Raw genomic sequence first — 16,442 nt, forward strand, 5'->3', positions numbered from 1 at the left:
CGGAACGTGAGGCGCCAGGAGCCCGCTAGAACCCGACCTGCAGCGAAAGGTAGGCGCCAGTCTGTCGCCGCCCGCTGGTCAGCGCGCCGACGATCTGGCCGAGATCGACGTAGGCGGCGGTAACCGACACGTTCTTGCTCGGGAAGTACGCCACGAACACGTCCCACGCGGTGCCTTCGCTCAGGTTCAACGCCGCGTTGGATAGATTGCCGCGCTTGGTGCGCACCTCGATGCCGCCCACCAGATCGCGACGGAACAGATAGGCCAGCGAGCCTTCAAACTCGGGCCGGTAGCGCTTGCCATCCGGGCCTTCAAAGCCGACGAGGCCGAACTGGTTGCCCTTGGTGAAACGTACGGTGCCGTTCAGCAGCAGGCTCTTGTCGAGGAAGAGCTTGCTGGCAGCGACGTAGAAATCGGTACCGCGATTGCGGATGTTCGACCCGAGTGCGCCGTTGAGGAATGGGATCACGGTGTCGTCCTTGTTGTCCTTCACCTGAACACCCACGGCGATCTGCGGCAGCAGCCGGTCCTGGTCGTAGATGGCGTCGCCGATCACGCGGACTTTGGCGCCAAAAACGTCCTGCTTGAGTTTGTAGTCGCGCAGCGCGGGGCTGATCGCCGTCAGCACAGCCTTGGTGTTGAACTCCTGCCGCGCGTAGGATAGCTCGACACGATCGTAGAGCCCGACCGCGACGCCGCCGGTGGTGAGCGCGTAGTCGCGCGTTTTGACGCCCGTGAGATGGGCATTGGCGCCGATCTGGTTCTCGGTGCCGTAACCGGTGATCAGCGCCCACGTCGCCAGCCCGCCACCGCCCGAGCCTTCCACCGTTGACACGCCGCCGGTGGCGCGCAACTTGCCGCTGATGTCCTGCGCCGAGACGCCACCGGCCGCGAGGAGAGTGCCAAGCAGTGCCACGCCAACGCCAAGGGCCGTAAATTTCCAGGTTTTCTGCTGCATGGTTGCCTTGAATTTGTATTTACTGGTACCAAAACGCCCGTCTGACGGCGCGACCAAGCCTATACGCACAATTTTTCGCGGCGGTTTTCGGTCGCTGCCAGCCCCTGTCAACCCCGTTTCGGTCAATCACTCGTTTCATTAGGCGTGACCGCCGGCGCAAAATCTCCCATAGCGCGGCGCGGCACGGCATTACCACCCATAAGGACCTCCATGAATCTGAACCTCCTCAAACGCTCTTCCGGCCAGGCCACCGTGCTGGCGTTCACGTGTGCAGCACTGCTGGCAGCCGCGGCCAACGGTCAGAACCTGGCTACCGCAGCGCCGTCGCGCGACGCGCTGACGCTGGACGCCACCGTGACGAGCGAGGTCATCCCGGATCTCGCCGTGATCACGCTTGCCGCCGAGGCGCAGGGCGCCGAAGCAGCGCCGATCACACGCGAAGTGCAGCAGGCGATCAACGCCGCCCTCGCGCAGGCGAAGGCGGCCGCAGGCGTGGAAGCGCGCACGGGAGCGTTCTCCACCAGCCAGCGCTGGAACAGCAAGGGCGGGCGCGACGGCTGGACGGTGCGCGCCGAGCTGATCCTCAAAAGCCGGGATTTCGCGGCGCTCGGTGCCCTCGCTGGCAAACTCGCCCAGCAAAAGTTGATGATCGTCGGCTCGGCCCTGGAGATCTCGCGCGAGTTGCGCGAACGTGAGGAGCAGGCGCTGGTCGAGCGTGGCATCGCGGCCTTCCGCACCAAGGCGCAAACCGCCAGCCACGCTTTCGGCTTCGCGCGCTACACGTTGCGTGACGTGAATCTCGGCAGCATCGGCGGTGATGTGCGCCCCATCCAGCCAAAGGTGTACGCCATGCGCGCTGCCACGGCGCCGATGGCTGACGCCGAGCCGGTGGCGATTGAAGGCGGCAAGGTCAGCCTCACGCTGACCGTGAGCGGTACGGTGCTGATGAGTCAATAGCTTTTTGTCGAAATTCCTGTTCTCAATGGGCTATCAGCAGCAAAGTGTCAATTATCGACTTTGCGTATTTTTCGGCTTCCAGCCCAGTCTTATCTTCATTCTTGACGAGAAGCCGTTGGCAAACGCGGGACGATTTCTGCTTGGCAGGGACTATTTCGGAACCGGAGGTTCCGCTGTTTATCTTTTTCGCCCAACTCATATGTATGACTTAGGCACAATAGGGGAACCGTCGGCAGCCGCCGTACCGATGCCTCGATCTGGGCCTGCCCGCTTTGCCTCCTGCTTCATCATCCGCTCCGCCTTCACTCAAACCTGACATCGCGGCTAGCAGCGTTCCGTTGACGCCCGCTGGCGAACGCCCGATCCGTTTCGAGGATCGCAGCCAGCAGCAGGTGCATCACACCACCTGCTACATGTGCGCCTGCCGCTGCGGCATCAAGGTGACGACGGAAGAAAGACCCGGGGAACCCGGCCAGCCGTGTAAGACGCACGTACGCTTCATCCAGGGCAACCCGAATCACGTGGTGAATCAGGGCGTGCTCTGCGCCAAGGGCAGCGCGGGCATCATGAAGCAGTATTCGAAGGCGAAGCTGCAACACCCGATGATTCGCCGTCCCGGCAGCGAGCGGGGCGACGGCGTCTACGACCCGATTTCTTGGGACGACGCGCTTGATCTGCTGAGCAAACGCCTCGCGCATATCCGCGCGACCGATCCCAAGAAGCTCGCGTTCTTCACGGGCCGCGACCAGATGCAGGCGCTGACGGGCCTCTGGGCGCAACAGTTCGGCACGCCGAACTGGGCCGCGCACGGCGGCTTCTGCTCGGTCAACATGGCCGCTGCCGGCCTCTATTCGATCGGCTATTCGTTCTGGGAATTCGGCGCGCCCGACTGGGACCGCGCGAAGTATTTCGTGCTCTGGGGCGTGGCCGAGGATCATTCGTCAAACCCGATCAAGATTGGCCTCGACAAGCTGAAGACGCGCGGCGCCAAGTTTGTGAGCGTCAATCCGGTACGCACCGGCTACAGCGCCATCGCCGACGAATGGGTGCCGATCCGGCCCGGCACTGACGGCCTGCTCGCGCTCGCCATCGTGCATGAGCTGCTTGCGAACGAGTGGATCGATCACGACTACCTCGTGCGCTACACCAACGCGCCATGGCTGGTGATTGACGCGCCCGGCACCGCGCAGGATGGCCTGTTTCTGCGCGATGACGAAGGCAAGCCGCTGGTCTGGGATCAGCAGTCGCAGGCGACGAAGCGGATGGAGAAAGGCGTGGCGCCGGCGCTGCACTGGAGTGGTTCTGTTCCCCTCTCCCTTGAGGGGAGAGGGGCCAGGGGAGAGGGTGACGGTGCCTCAACGACTGACGACGATGCGACCAGCCCCCTCTCCCCCAACCCCTCCCCCACGAGGGGGGAGGGGAGCCAAAGAGTCCGTACCGTCTTCTCCCTCATCCTCAACCGCTACAGTAGCACCGACTACGCGGCCGACACCGTTGCCGCCCAATGCGGGGTTCCCGCCGAACAGATCCGCCGCCTCGCGCGCGAGATGGCGCATGTGGCGTTCAACGAAACCATCGAGCTGCCCTGCCGGTGGACCGATATCTACGGCAATGTGCATGACAAGGTGGTCGGCCGGCCGGTGGCGTTCTACGCGATGCGTGGCATCAGCGCGCATGCCAACGGCTTTCAGACCTGCCGCGCGCTGCACCTGATCCAGATGCTGCTCGGCGCACTCGACAGCCCCGGCAACTTCCGCTCGAAGGCGCCGTTCCCGCGGCCGATCCCGCCCGCGCAACTGCCCGAGAATGACCCCGGCATCATCAATGCGCCCGACACCGCGCTGTCGAAAACGCCGCTCGGCTTTCCGACTCGACCGGAGGAACTGGCGCTCGATGCCAGTGGCAATCCGCTGCGGCTCGACAAGGCGTATTCATGGGAAGCACCGCTCGCTTCGCACGGCATGATGCACGCGGTGATCAAGAACGCCGTCGAGGGCGACCCGTACCCCATCGACACGCTGATCCTGTTCATGGCCAACATGGCGTGGAACAGTGCGATGAATACGGCGGGCACGCAAGAGATGCTGCGCGCCAGGGATGAGGCAGGCAATCACAAGATTCCCTTCCTGGTCGTCGCTGACGCGTTTGACAGCGAGACGGTGCGCTTCGCTGATCTGGTGCTGCCTGACACGACCTACCTTGAGCGCTACGACGCGATCAGTTTTCTCGACCGCCCGATCAGCGAGCCTGACGCGGCAGCGGATTCGATCCGCCACCCGGTGCTGCCGCTCGACCGCGATGTGCGGCCGTGGCAGGACGTGCTGGTCGAGCTGGCGACGAGGCTCAAGTTCCCGGCGTTCGTCAAAGCCGACGGGGCGCGCAAATTCGCTGGCTACACCGACTTCATCGTCAACTACGAACGTGCGCCGGGCATCGGCTTCCTCGCGGGCTTCCGTGGCAAGGATGGCGAAAAGTCTTTTCGCGGCGAACCGAATCCGCAGCAGTGGCAGGCCTACATCGGTGCGCAGAGCTTCTTCGCGCATCACTGGCCCGACAACCAGCGCTGGATGCGCGGCGTCAATCGCGACTATCTGCAGGCCGCCGCGGATGCCGCGTTCATTCCGAAGGCGGAGCCCATCATCGCGCAGCTTTATTCCGAGCCGCTGCAGAAATTTCGTCTTGCCGGTCAGGGGCTGTACCCAGGTCGGCAGCCCACCCGGGAAGTCGACAAGCAGAGGCTCGCGCAGTATTTCGATCCGTTGCCGGTGTGGTACGAAACGTCCGCCCTGCCGGCGCATGAAACGGGCGCTGCGCCCGACTACCCGCTGCACGCCATCACCCAGCGCCCGATGATGATGTATCACTCGTGGGACAGCCAGAACGCGTGGTTGCGCCAGATCGTGGCGCAGAACTATCTCTACGTGAACACGGCGACCGCCGCGTCATTGGGCCTTGCCGACCTCGACTGGGTGTGGGTGGAATCCCCGCACGGCAGGATCCGCTGCCAGATGAAGACGATGGAGGGCGTCGAGGCGAACACCGTGTGGACCTGGAACGCCATCGGCAAGATGAGCGAGGCCTGGGGGCTGGAGCGCGACGCGTCGGAGGCGACTGTGGGCTTCCTGCTCAACCATCTGATCGCGGAAAGCATCCGCGCTGAATCCGGCGAGCGGCTTTCCAACAGCGACCCGATCACCGGACAGGCCGCGTGGTACGACCTGCGCGTGCGTATCCGCAAGGCGGAGGAATCAGGTGTGTGGCCGAAGCTGGAGTTTGGACGATGATGTTCAATCGTAGGGCGGGCATTGCCCGCCTTGTATTCACGAGACGGGCCATTTCCGCCCTACCTGTGTGGTTCGCATGCGCCTAGGTCTCGCCATTGATCTTGACACCTGCGTCGGCTGCCATGCTTGCGCGGTCGCCTGCAAGGAATGGAACGGCGAATCGCTGATGGGTGGCGCACCGGACTATGACGCCTGGGGCAAGTCCCCCAGCGGCACCTGGTACAACCGCATCCGCCATTTCGAGATTGAAGGCGACCCGGCGTACTCGCCGCATCGCTGTGGATCGCAGGCGGACGCGAATGGCCTGCAGCCGCTTTCGAAGACGGTCAACGTGCCAATGAGCTGCATGCATTGCGAGGACGCGCACTGCGTGACCGTGTGCCCGACCGGTGCCAGTTACAAGCGCGCGGAAGACGGCATCGTACTGGTCGATCCCGAGCGCTGCATGGGTTGCAACTACTGCTCCTGGGCCTGCCCCTATGGCGCCCGCGAACTGGACCAGGACAAGGGCGTCATGAAGAAGTGCACGCTCTGCGTCGATCGCATCTATGACACGCAATTGCCTGAAGCCGAGCGCCAGCCCGCCTGCGTGCTGGCCTGCCCGACCCACGCGCGACACTTCGGCGACTACGACGACTCGACCTCGAAAGTGTCGCAACTCGCTGCTGCACGTGGCCGCCAGGAGATGTTGCCTGACCTTGGCTATCGCCCGACCAACGCTTATCTATCGCCACGCAAGCCAGTCGAGGTGACGCCCACGCTGCCGCTGCGGCAAGGCCTCAGCGACAAGGCCAAAGCCTTTGTGAACCGGTTGATCAACCTGTGAAACCCGCCCTCTCCGTCATCTTCTTCACGGTCTCCTCGGGTGCCGGGTTGGGCCTGCTGGTGTGGCTGCTGATTGCCTCGCTGATGGCCGATCACATCCGCATGGACGCGTTGACGTTCTACAAAGGCGCCGCAATTGCAGCACTGTTGATCACTGCGGGCCTGATCTCGTCAACACTGCATCTCGCCAACCGCAAGAATGCCGTGTATTCGCTCACACGCTGGCGCACATCGTGGCTGTCGCGCGAGGGCTTGCTCGCCATCGCGTTGTACCCGCTGGCGGCGCTGCATCTGTACGCGCTGGACAACGGCCTGCCGCAGGTGACACCGGTCACGCTGTGGCTGCTGGTCGCACTGGCGATTGCCATCATGTTCTGCACCGGCATGATCTACGGTTGCCTGAAGACCATTCCGCGCTGGAACACCTGGATGACGCCAGCGAAATACGTATTGTTCGGGCTGATGAGCGGCGCGGTGCTGCTACCGGCCGTGCTGTCGCTCCGCCCCGCTGAAGTTGGGCCGGTTGGCAAACCGATGATGGCCATTTTGCTGCTGGCGATTGGCATGGTGTTCTATGTGGCCTATCTGCTGAAGCATCCGCGCAAGACACACCTCATCAATGATGCGCTGGGCTTTCGTGAAGGCAACGTGCGGCTGCTCGACGCCGGGCATTCGCATGGCACCTTCCTGACCAATGAGTTCGGCTTTGTGCTGGCACGCGAACAGGCTCGTCTGCTGCGCTGGGTTGCGATCATCGGTGGCTTCGTGCTGCCGCTGTTGCTTTGTTATTTCACCAAATGGTTCTGGGCGGCATCGGTGATCTGCCTGATTGGCCTGCTGGTGGAACGCTGGCTGTTCTTCGCCGAAGCGGAGCATGTGGTGCGGCTCTATCACGGACAGCAACGTGTGTAGCGCCACGTCAGCGCAGTGACGAGATTTCTGCCCTTTCTCGCGTGGCTGCCCCTGCTGCGCAACCGCGCCACGCTGCGTACCGACGTGCTGGCGGGACTCACTGGCGCCATCGTCGTGCTGCCGCAGGGGGTGGCCTTCGCCACGCTGGCCGGCATGCCACCGGCGTATGGCCTTTATTCGGCGATGGTTCCCTGCGTGATCGCTGCGCTGTTCGGTTCGTCGCGCGTGATGGTGACCGGCCCGGCGAACGCCATTTCGTTAACGGTTCTCGCGATCATGGCGCCGCTGGCGCAGCCTGAATCGCCGCGCTATGTGGAGCTGGTGATCACGCTGGCGTTCATGGTGGGTTGCTGGCAGTTGCTGTTGGCGCTGGTGAAGGCCGGGCGCCTGATCGACTACGTCTCGCACACGGTGATCGTAGGCTTCACGGCAGGTGCGGCGGTACTGATCGTGAATTCGCAGATCCGCAACTTCTTCGGCGTCGACATCCCGCGCGGCACTTCGGTGGCACAAACCGTCATTGAGTTCGCCGCCCATCTGCCCACCGTTCAGCCGGTGGCGATCGCAACCGGTTGCCTGACGCTGCTTGCTGCCGTCCTCTGGCAGCCGCTCAATCGCATCGTCCCGGCCATGCTGGTGGCTGTCGTCGCTGGCAGCACGGTGGCGGCATTCGCCCGCTGGGTTGAGCCCAATCTCGTGCTGCGGACGGTCGATGCATTGCCCAGCGCCATCCCGCCGCTGTCGTCGCCTGACCTTAGCCCCGATACGCTGCGTCAGCTGCTGGTGCCGTCGATCGCGATGACGCTGCTGGCGCTGGCCGAAGCGGTGTCCATCGCGCAAGCACTGGCGAAGCGGCGACACGAGAAACTGGACGGCAATCAGGAGTTTCTCGGGCAGGGTGTTGCCAATATCGTGGGTTCGTTCTTTTCGTCCTACCCGGCCAGCGGCTCGTTCAATCGCTCCGGCGTCAACATGGCAGCGGGTGCCGTCACGCCGTTTTCGGCGATCTGCGCGGCGACGTTTCTGGTCGCCATCCTTTTCTTCGTGGCGCCGCTGGCCCGCTATCTGCCGCTGGCCGCGGTCGCCGCGATCCTGTTTCTGGTGGCGTGGAATCTGGTGGATCGCCGGGAGTTTCGCTACCTGCTCGCCGACAAGTTCGAGCGCATCACGCTGCTTGCCACGTTCATCGCTACGCTCGCAATACCGCTGGAATGGGCCATCCTGCTCGGCGTTGCCGTCGGCCATGTGGTCGGCCGCATTCGCCGTAGCCGCGCTACAGCTGGCCACGCTGAATAAAATAGCGGGCTACATCCCACTACAGCCCCTGCAAGGACAGCACGATGGCCCTCGTTTCCATGCGCGAACTGCTCGACCACGCCGCCGAGAACGGCTACGGCATTCCGGCGTTCAACGTCAACAATCTCGAGCAGGTGCAGGCCGTGATGGCGGCCGCCGACGAAGTGGGCGCGCCGGTGATCCTGCAGGCCAGCGCGGGCGCTCGCAAGTACGCTGGCGAGAGCTTCATCAAGCACCTGATCGCCGCCGCGACCGAGGCCTACCCGCACATTCCTCTGGTCATGCATCAGGACCACGGCACCAGCCCGAAGATCTGCCAGGGCGCGATTGATCTCGGCTTCGGCTCGGTGATGATGGACGGCTCACTGAAGGAAGACGGCAAGACGCCGGCGAACTTTGATTACAACGTTGACGTCACCAAGCAGGTCGTCGCCATGGCGCACAAAGTTGGCGTCACGGTGGAAGGCGAGCTCGGCTGCCTCGGGTCGCTCGAAACCGGCGAGGCTGGCGAGGAAGACGGCGTTGGCGCGGTTGGCAAACTGGGGCACGACCAGCTGCTGACGGACCCGGAAGAAGCCGCGCAATTCGTCAAGGCCACACAGCTTGACGCGCTGGCGATCGCCATCGGCACCAGCCACGGCGCCTACAAGTTCACCCGCCCGCCGACGGGCGATGTGCTCGCGATCAGCCGCGTCAAGGAAATCCACAAGCGCATTCCGAACACCCACTTGGTCATGCACGGCTCGTCGAGCGTGCCGCAAGACTTGCTGGCGCTGATCAACCAGTTCGGCGGCAAGATGAAAGAGACCTACGGCGTGCCGGTCGCCGAGATTCAGGAAGCCATCAAGCACGGCGTCCGCAAGATCAACATCGACACCGACATCCGCCTTGCCATGACCGCTGCCGTGCGCAAGTTCCAGGCCGAAAACCCGGACAAGTTCGACATGCGCGAATGGATGAAGCCCGCGCGCGAAGCGGCGAAAGCGATCTGCAAACAGCGCTACCTCGAATTCGGCTGCCAAGGTCAGGGCGGCAAGGTCAAGGGCGCGACGCTCGTGGACATGGCGGGCAAATACGCGCGCGGCGAGCTGGCACAAATCGTCCAGTAGTACCTGCGCCGCGCTGTATCGCGTTGGTGCAGCTGCGGCGTCGGCTGTACGAGGCTGGCTGGTGCAGCGATCGTCTACCGGTGACCGATTGTCTTTTCGCTGAAACGCCCATTTGAATGGGCCTGGCAGCTGATTTTCGCGAAAGTCGACTTGACGACTTTTGGCCTGCCAGCCCTTATCGATCCGTGCATGCAGCCAAAAGATATAACCCGATTGGGCGAAAAAGTCCCATTTCGGACAATTCTTGCGGCGCCGCGACTCGCCCCGTAAACTCGATTCATCGTTTGCGTTGGGAATCGTTGTCGGGATCCACCGCGTCTGGTGAATGCCGGCCAAAACCAGATGAGTGCCCTCGGCGAATCAGTAGTTCTGCCCGACGCTGTCCTGGCGGCGCTGACGTACGCGCAGACGCCGCTGTGGGTCTACGACATCGACAATGGCCGTCACCTCTGGGCCAACCAGAGCGGGCTGCGACTGTGGCGAGCCGAGTCGCTCGCCGAGCTCTGCACCCGCGATATGCGGGTGGACATGTCTGCGACCGTCGCGCAGCGCTTGCGCCAGTACCAGGCTGATTTCGCACGCGGCACCGAAACTTTCTCGGAAGTGTGGACGCTCTATCCCAAGGGCGAGCCAGTCACGCTGCAGGTGACTTTCATGGGCTTGCCCTTGGCCGACGGCCGCATGGCGATGCTGTGCGAAGGGCTGCTGGCGATGGAGAACACCCCCGAGGCCATCCGTAGTGTGGAAGCACTGCTGCACACCTCGGTCATGATCTCGCTCTATGACGAGAGCGGCAATGCCATCTATCGCAATCCGGCCGCCCGGCGGTCGGCAGAGGCAGGGCGGGACGCCTTCAGCCAACGTTTCATTGAAGGCGCCGATCGCCAGCGCATCGAGGCTGCGCTGGCCGCCGGTGGCGAGGCCAGCCTGATCACCAATGTGCGCACCGAGCGCGGTGTGGTCGCCCATGAGGTCGTCGTGCGGCAGTGCCACGACGCCGTGACCGGACAGCCGGCAAGACTGGTCAGCGAAACCGATGTCAGCAGCCTGCTGGAGGCCGAGTCGGAGGCGCTGTTTCTGGCGCAGCATGACGTGCTCAGCGGCCTGCCCAACCGGGCGATGGTGCGGGTGGAGTTCGATCGTCTGCTGCGCACGGCAGCACAGCCACAGACAGCGTCCGATCTGCAGATCGGCATGCTCTACATCGACATGGACCGCTTCAAGCTGGTCAACGATTCGCTTGGCCACGCTATTGGCGATGAACTGCTGATCGCCATCTCGGAGCGCCTGCGTCGGTCACTGGTGGGCGGCGAGTTCATCGCCCGCGTCGGTGGCGATGAATTCCTGATCCTCGCCGCGCACCCGAATGGCGGTCGCGGCTGGCTGCAGGAAATCGTCAACCGTGCCTGCGCTGAGTTTCGCGATCCAGTACAAGTGGGCGATATCTTCTGGCGCGTCACGCCCAGCGTGGGCATCGCCATTTACCCCGACGATGGCCGCGACGTCACCACCCTGATGCGCCGCGCCGACCTTGCCATGTACGAGGCCAAGCGGCTCGGCGGCAACGGCGCCGTGTGGTTCAACATGTCTATGGATCAGCGCCTGCAGCAACGTCTCGAACTTGAGCGCGAACTGCATGATGCGCTCGAGAAATCGCAGTTTGAGCTGCACTACCAGCCGCGCGTGGCGGTCAGCGACAACCGCATCGTGGGCGCCGAGGCGCTGGTGCGCTGGCGGCATCCGTCGCGCGGCCTGATTCCGCCACGTGAATTCATCCCGCTCTGCGAAGACACCGGCCTGATCAAGCCACTCGGCCTGTGGATCGCCGCCGAGGCGATGCGCCAGCAGGCGCGATGGCAGGTGGCCGGCATCCGGCTGCCGATCTCGATCAACATCTCCGCCCAGCAGATGATGGCGCCGTTCTTCGTCGACGCGATGGTAGCCCTGCTCGCCGAACATCATCGCGACCCGCAGCAGATCGAACTGGAAGTGACCGAATCAATGCTGCTCGGCCCCGACACCGACGCCAGCCGCACGCTTGAGCGGCTCATTGAGGCCGGGTTCCGCATCGCCATTGACGACTTCGGCACCGGCTACTCGAACCTGGCCAATCTTGAGCGTTATCGCGTGGATACGCTCAAGATCGACCGCTCATTCATCGTCACGCTGGACACCGCGAGCCCGATCACCGATCTCATTCTTGGCATGGCGCGCATGTTGAACATGAAAGTGGTCGCCGAGGGCGTCGACAGCCCGCGCCAGCTCCACTGGTTGCGCGAGCGCGGTTGTCAGGAATATCAAGGCTTTCTGCACAGCGAGCCGATGACAGCCGACGCGCTGTGGCAACGTCTGGGGGGATCAGGCGTCGGCGCGAACGGAATGGGTGGCGCGGGCCACGCAGGCGTCGTTTAGCTCGGCACGCTGCGCCGGTGTCGCATCCGCCCGGCGCAGTGTCAACTGCCCGAATTCGCGCGCACCTGCCAGCTAATCCCCCGCCATCATCGGGGCATCGTCGCTGGCGTCCGAGTCGTCGAGCGCCTTGGGTTCGAGATTGAGCAACCGTTCGACGCGGGAGAACACCTCCGCGCGCGAGCAGGGTTTGCGCATGAAGTCGTCGGCGCCGATGCGTTTGACGTAATACTCCTCGGTTGCGGCTTCGTTGCCGCTCATCACAATGACCGGTACCGAGCCAACGTACTGCGAACGGCGAACACGACGCAGCACGTCGAAGCCACTGATACCGGGCAGCACAATATCAAGAAAAATCAGGCTCGGCTTGTTCTTGCGCAGCAGCTCGAGCGCGGTCTCGCCATCAAACGCTTCGAGGATGACGAAGCCATTCTCGCGAAGCATTCGCCCCAGCGCTGCGACCATTGTCTTGGAGTCGTCAACAATCAGGATCGACGTGCCTTCCGGTACACGCCTGCGTGCCCGACGGCGCCGTTCAACGGGCTGCGCTGGCCCGCCCGTAGTGGTGGGTTCACCAGGGCGAGTGTCGGCCGCCGGTGTGGGCAATGGACGACGTCTGAAAAAACCCAGCAAAGACATAATCCCCCCTTTTTTACTCGGCCCCCCTACTGCTTTGACCACTGGGCCGTCGCACCTTGCGCGAGCGCGTACGCAACACTTCGAAGATTGGCTCTTTTCCCGAGATGCTTCAAGCTTAGCGCAATGCCGCAGCAACGGCACCTCCGCCTGATTGCGGGGCTTTCGCTGCAAAGCGAGGCAGGCGCCCCGAAGAGGCGCTGCAGCAAACGGTTGCGGCGATCAATCACCCCATCACAAACACGCAAAGCTTGTTGCCGTCAAGATCCCGAAAGTACCCCGCGTAGAACCCGGTGCCACGCGACCCCGCCGCCCCTTCATCCGTTGCACCAAGACTGATGGCTTTGGCGTAGATGCGATCGACGTCTTCTTTCGAGCGCATGGCCAGCGCCACCATCACGCCGTTGCCCACAGTCGCGGGCTCGCCGTTGAACGGCTTCATCACGGCCAGGCTGGCCCCGCGCTTCTGCCCCCAGGACACGCCTGTCTCCGACTCCCAGCTGCGGGTGGCGCCGACTTCGGCCATCAAGGCGTCGTAAAAAGCAAATGCACGCGGCAGATCGTTGGAGCCCAGGGTAACGTAGCCAATCATCGCAATCTCCGTCGAACCGATAGATGGACGGCAAGTCTATCGCTGCCACCGCCATCCGGCACGCGCACCCGCCATTCGTCGCAACGGGCTTGGTGACTGCCACAGGGAATGCAAAATCCCGCTACGCCTGATGCTCTGGGCGGAACGCGACGGAGTGGCGATGGCGATATTCACAAAAGGGCGAGTCGTCGGCTCGCTGGTACTGCTGGGGCTGGGTGGCTTGCTGTGGGGCGGCTACGCGCTGCAGATGAAGCTGGGAGCGCCAGATGAAAAGCCGCGCTACAAGGTGGCGGATGTTGATCGCGGGGCGATCGTGCAGTTTGTCACGGCAACGGGGACGCTGAACCCGGTGGGACTGGTCAACGTGGGCACGCAGGTGTCCGGCACTGTCAGCGAACTTTCGGCGGACTTCAATGATCGCGTGAAGCGCGGGCAGGTGTTGCTGAAGCTTGACCCCACCCTGCTCAATGCCCAGGTCAAGCAGGCCACTGCCTCACTGGAGGCGGCGCGAGCCCAGTTGACGCTGGCTGACAGCAACTACAACCGCAACCTGAAACTGGTCGAACAGGGCTTCATCTCGCGCGCCACGCTGGAGCAGTTACGGCAGGCACTGGACGCAGCGAAGTCGCAGGTTGATCTCAGCCGTGCGCAATTGGAGCGCGCACAGGCCGATGTGGCCAACAGCATCATCCGCTCGCCCATCGACGGCGTGATCATCAAGCGCACCGCCGATCTTGGACAAACCGTCGCCGCCAGCTTCCAGACTCCCAACCTGTTCACCATCGCGCGTGATCTCAAGCAGATGCAGATCGACACCAACGTCTCCGAGGCAGATGTTGGTCTGCTCAAGGCGGGCCAGGCAGTGCGCTTTGTGGTGGATGCCTTTCCGGAGCGTGACTTCGAGGGCAAGGTACGTCAATTCCGTCTGTCGCCGAACGTCACGCAGAATGTTGTGACCTACAACGTGGTGATTGAGGTCGACAACCCCGATGAGCTGCTGAAGCCAGGCCTCACGGCGCAGGTGCGCATCATCACCGCCAACAAGCCGGACGCACTGCGGGTGCCCACCGCTTCACTGCGCTATCGGCCGAGCGAGTTTGAAATCGCCATGGACACGGTCAAGAAAAAGATGCTCGGCGAAAAAACGGCTGACGAGAAGGCGAAAGGCAAAGAAAGCGACAAGGCAAAGGACGCTGACAAAGCCGCCGCCGAGGCCGACAGCACCGACGAGCTAGGGTTGCGCACCAAATCCGGCGAGCGGCTGTACCGCATCTACCGCATCACTGACGGCAAGGACGTGAAAGTGCCGCAGCGCGCCGAGCCGGTCGACGTCGTCATTGGCGTCGCCAACAGCAAGTTCACCGAAATTGTGAAGGGCCCGCTGACCGCCGGCGACCGCGTTGTGGTGCGCTCACTGCTGGCCGACCCGACCAGGCAGTAGCGGCACGGAACGCAACCCATGACCACCGCACTCGTCGAATTGCGCGACGTTCGCAAGAGTTATTTCAGCAATCGCATTGAAACGCCCGTATTGCATGGCATCAATCTGGCGATGCAGCGTGGCGAGTTCGTCGCGATCATGGGGCAATCCGGGTCCGGCAAATCAACGCTGATGAACGTGCTTGGCTGCCTCGACACACCGACTTCGGGCAGTTACTCGCTGGCTGGAGAAGACGTTGGCAGCCTCTCCCGTGCCGCGCTGGCCGGATTGCGCAACCGCACCATCGGCTTTGTCTTTCAGAGTTTCAACCTGCTCAAGCGCATGTCGATCCTTGACAACGTGGCGCTGCCGCTGATCTACGCCGGTGTCAACCGCAAACAGGCGCGCGAGCGCGCGCAGCACCAGCTCGTACGCGTTGGCCTCGGTGAACTGGCGCGGCGGCAGCCCAACCAGCTTTCGGGCGGCCAGCAGCAGCGCGTCGCCATTGCGCGGGCACTGGTTGCCGATCCGCCGCTGATCCTGGCCGATGAGCCGACCGGGAACCTCGACACCCGCACCAGTGCCGACATCATGGCGGTGCTCACCGAGCTCAATCGCGATCGCGGACAAAGCATCATCCTGGTCACCCACGAGCCGGACATCGCGGCATTTGCGCGGCGGCTGGTTCGCCTGAAGGACGGGCTGGTGCTCTACGACGGCCCGGCGCGCGAAGGTTTGCGTGAACTGGCACAGGAAGAAGCGGTCAACCTGGCAGGCAGCCTGAGCACGGCTACCACTGAGGAGCAGGCATGAAATTCACGCAATTGCTTGCTGAATCCGCCGGTGCCATGCTGGCCAACCCGCTGCGCACCTTGCTGACCATGCTGGGCATCATCATCGGGATCGCCAGCGTTGTACTGATGCTGGCGGTGGGCGATGGCATCAAGGCATTCATCGACAAGCAGCTCGCAGTGCTCGGCAGTAACCTGGTTCTGGTGCAGGCCGACATGCGCAAGTCCGCTGGCGCGCGACTGCGCACCGGCACCGTACAGACGCTGACGCTGGACGACGCCGAGGCGGTGAACCGCTTGCCGAGCGTGGTCGGCGCAGCGCCGATGCTGACGACGTTTTCGCAGATTTCGGTGGGCAACGACAACAGCAATACGCAGGTGCAGGGCACCACACCGGCCTCGTTCCGCATCCGCAATCTGCGCATGGCGAAAGGCAGCCCGATCACCGAGGTTGACGTGGCCAGCGTCGCGCGCGTTGCCGTGCTGGGCAAAAAGACCGCCGAGCAGCTGTTCTACAAAGCCGATCCCATTGGCCAGACCATTCGAATTGACAACCAGAGTTTTCAGGTTACGGGTGTACTCGATAACGAGGGCCAGAGCTTTGACGCCGGCGATATCGGCGAAATCGTGATCGTGCCGATTTCCACGGCGCGCGTATCGCTCATACGCACGGCGTCACCTCGCAGCGTGCAATACGTGGTGGCGCAGTCGAAATCGGCCGAATCCGTCAACGACATGGTGGTCGATATCAAGGAGCTGCTGCGTGACCGTCACCGCATTCGCGCTGACGACGAGGACGACTTCCGCGTGGTCAACTTTGGCGAATTCGCCAAGTCGGGGGCGGCAATCGCAACCGGTCTGTCGGTGGCGCTGGGTTTCATCGGCGCGATCTCGCTGGTGGTGGGTGGCATCGGCATCATGAACATCATGCTGGTATCGGTCACCGAGCGGACGCGCGAGATCGGTATCCGCATGGCGATCGGCGCGCGTCCGTCGGACGTGCTGTGGCAATTTCTGATTGAGGCGGTAGCCATTTGCGTGGTCAGCGGCCTGATTGGCATCGCACTGTCGGCTGCTCTGGCGGCAGCTGTCTCATCCAGCGGCAAATTCGAGCTGGTGGTCGGCATCAAGGCCATCCTGATCGCCACCCTGTTCAGCGGCGCGGTTGGCGTGTTCTTCGGCTTTTATCCGGCACGGCGGGCGTCGAAACTGCAGCCAGTGGAGTGTCTGCGCTACGAATAGCTGATCGCCCG

General features: G+C 63.3%; 13 protein-coding genes. 10 read left to right on the forward strand and 3 right to left on the reverse strand.

Features of this window, described 5'->3' with window-relative positions; translation table 11 throughout:
• Window positions 1-25: 25 nt before the first annotated feature.
• Complete coding sequence (locus FKL89_RS14720; RefSeq protein ID WP_156863523.1) at window positions 26-958, reverse strand: DUF3034 family protein; 933 nt, start codon at window positions 956-958, stop codon at window positions 26-28.
• 210 nt (window positions 959-1,168) lie between these two features.
• Between FKL89_RS14720 and FKL89_RS14725 the strand changes: the two genes are divergently transcribed.
• From FKL89_RS14725 to FKL89_RS14760, 7 genes are all read left to right on the forward strand, one after another.
• Entirely contained in the window at window positions 1,169-1,915 is a 747-nt protein-coding gene (locus FKL89_RS14725; RefSeq protein WP_156863524.1) for an SIMPL domain-containing protein, read from the forward strand.
• Window positions 1,916-2,253: 338 nt separating this feature from the next.
• The gene (locus FKL89_RS14735; protein ID WP_272953700.1) at window positions 2,254-5,199 is read left to right on the forward strand and encodes a molybdopterin oxidoreductase family protein; all 2,946 of its coding nucleotides are present in this window, start codon (window positions 2,254-2,256) and stop codon (window positions 5,197-5,199) included.
• Between the two features lie 76 nt (window positions 5,200-5,275).
• Entirely contained in the window at window positions 5,276-6,025 is a 750-nt protein-coding gene (locus FKL89_RS14740; RefSeq protein ID WP_156863526.1) for a 4Fe-4S dicluster domain-containing protein, read from the forward strand.
• On the forward strand, window positions 6,022-6,936 hold the full coding sequence (locus FKL89_RS14745; protein ID WP_162527531.1) for a dimethyl sulfoxide reductase anchor subunit family protein: 915 nt from the start codon (window positions 6,022-6,024) through the stop codon (window positions 6,934-6,936). The genes FKL89_RS14740 and FKL89_RS14745 overlap by 4 nt, the downstream gene beginning before the upstream one ends.
• A gap of 15 nt (window positions 6,937-6,951) precedes the next feature.
• The gene (locus tag FKL89_RS14750) at window positions 6,952-8,232 is read left to right on the forward strand and encodes a SulP family inorganic anion transporter (protein ID WP_156863528.1); all 1,281 of its coding nucleotides are present in this window, start codon (window positions 6,952-6,954) and stop codon (window positions 8,230-8,232) included.
• A gap of 44 nt (window positions 8,233-8,276) precedes the next feature.
• The gene (fba, locus tag FKL89_RS14755) at window positions 8,277-9,341 is read left to right on the forward strand and encodes a class II fructose-bisphosphate aldolase (RefSeq protein WP_156863529.1); all 1,065 of its coding nucleotides are present in this window, start codon (window positions 8,277-8,279) and stop codon (window positions 9,339-9,341) included.
• A gap of 342 nt (window positions 9,342-9,683) precedes the next feature.
• Window positions 9,684-11,753: a putative bifunctional diguanylate cyclase/phosphodiesterase gene (locus FKL89_RS14760; RefSeq protein WP_156863530.1), complete on the forward strand. Its 2,070-nt coding sequence runs from the start codon at window positions 9,684-9,686 to the stop codon at window positions 11,751-11,753.
• Between the two features lie 72 nt (window positions 11,754-11,825).
• On the opposite strand, the gene FKL89_RS14765 is transcribed toward FKL89_RS14760, so the two are convergent.
• Together FKL89_RS14765 and FKL89_RS14770 are read right to left on the reverse strand one after the other, a co-directional pair.
• A complete protein-coding gene (locus FKL89_RS14765) occupies window positions 11,826-12,389 on the reverse strand; it encodes a response regulator (protein ID WP_156864725.1) in 564 nt (187 codons plus the stop codon).
• A 223-nt stretch (window positions 12,390-12,612) separates the two neighbouring features.
• Entirely contained in the window at window positions 12,613-12,978 is a 366-nt protein-coding gene (locus tag FKL89_RS14770) for a VOC family protein (protein WP_156863531.1), read from the reverse strand.
• Window positions 12,979-13,138: 160 nt separating this feature from the next.
• On the opposite strand from FKL89_RS14770, the gene FKL89_RS14775 reads away from it, so the two are divergent.
• Genes FKL89_RS14775 through FKL89_RS14785 form a run of 3 tightly spaced genes read left to right on the forward strand, consistent with a single transcriptional unit; the run spans window position 13,139 to window position 16,431 of the window.
• A complete protein-coding gene (locus FKL89_RS14775; RefSeq protein WP_156863532.1) occupies window positions 13,139-14,419 on the forward strand; it encodes an efflux RND transporter periplasmic adaptor subunit in 1,281 nt (426 codons plus the stop codon).
• 18 nt (window positions 14,420-14,437) lie between these two features.
• A complete protein-coding gene (locus FKL89_RS14780; protein ID WP_156863533.1) occupies window positions 14,438-15,211 on the forward strand; it encodes an ABC transporter ATP-binding protein in 774 nt (257 codons plus the stop codon).
• Entirely contained in the window at window positions 15,208-16,431 is a 1,224-nt protein-coding gene (locus tag FKL89_RS14785) for an ABC transporter permease (protein ID WP_238363374.1), read from the forward strand. Before FKL89_RS14780 ends, FKL89_RS14785 begins: the two co-directional genes overlap by 4 nt.
• Window positions 16,432-16,442 lie beyond the last annotated feature (11 nt).

Source organism: Casimicrobium huifangae, from assembly GCF_009746125.1.
Lineage (GTDB): Bacteria > Pseudomonadota > Gammaproteobacteria > Burkholderiales > Casimicrobiaceae > Casimicrobium > Casimicrobium huifangae.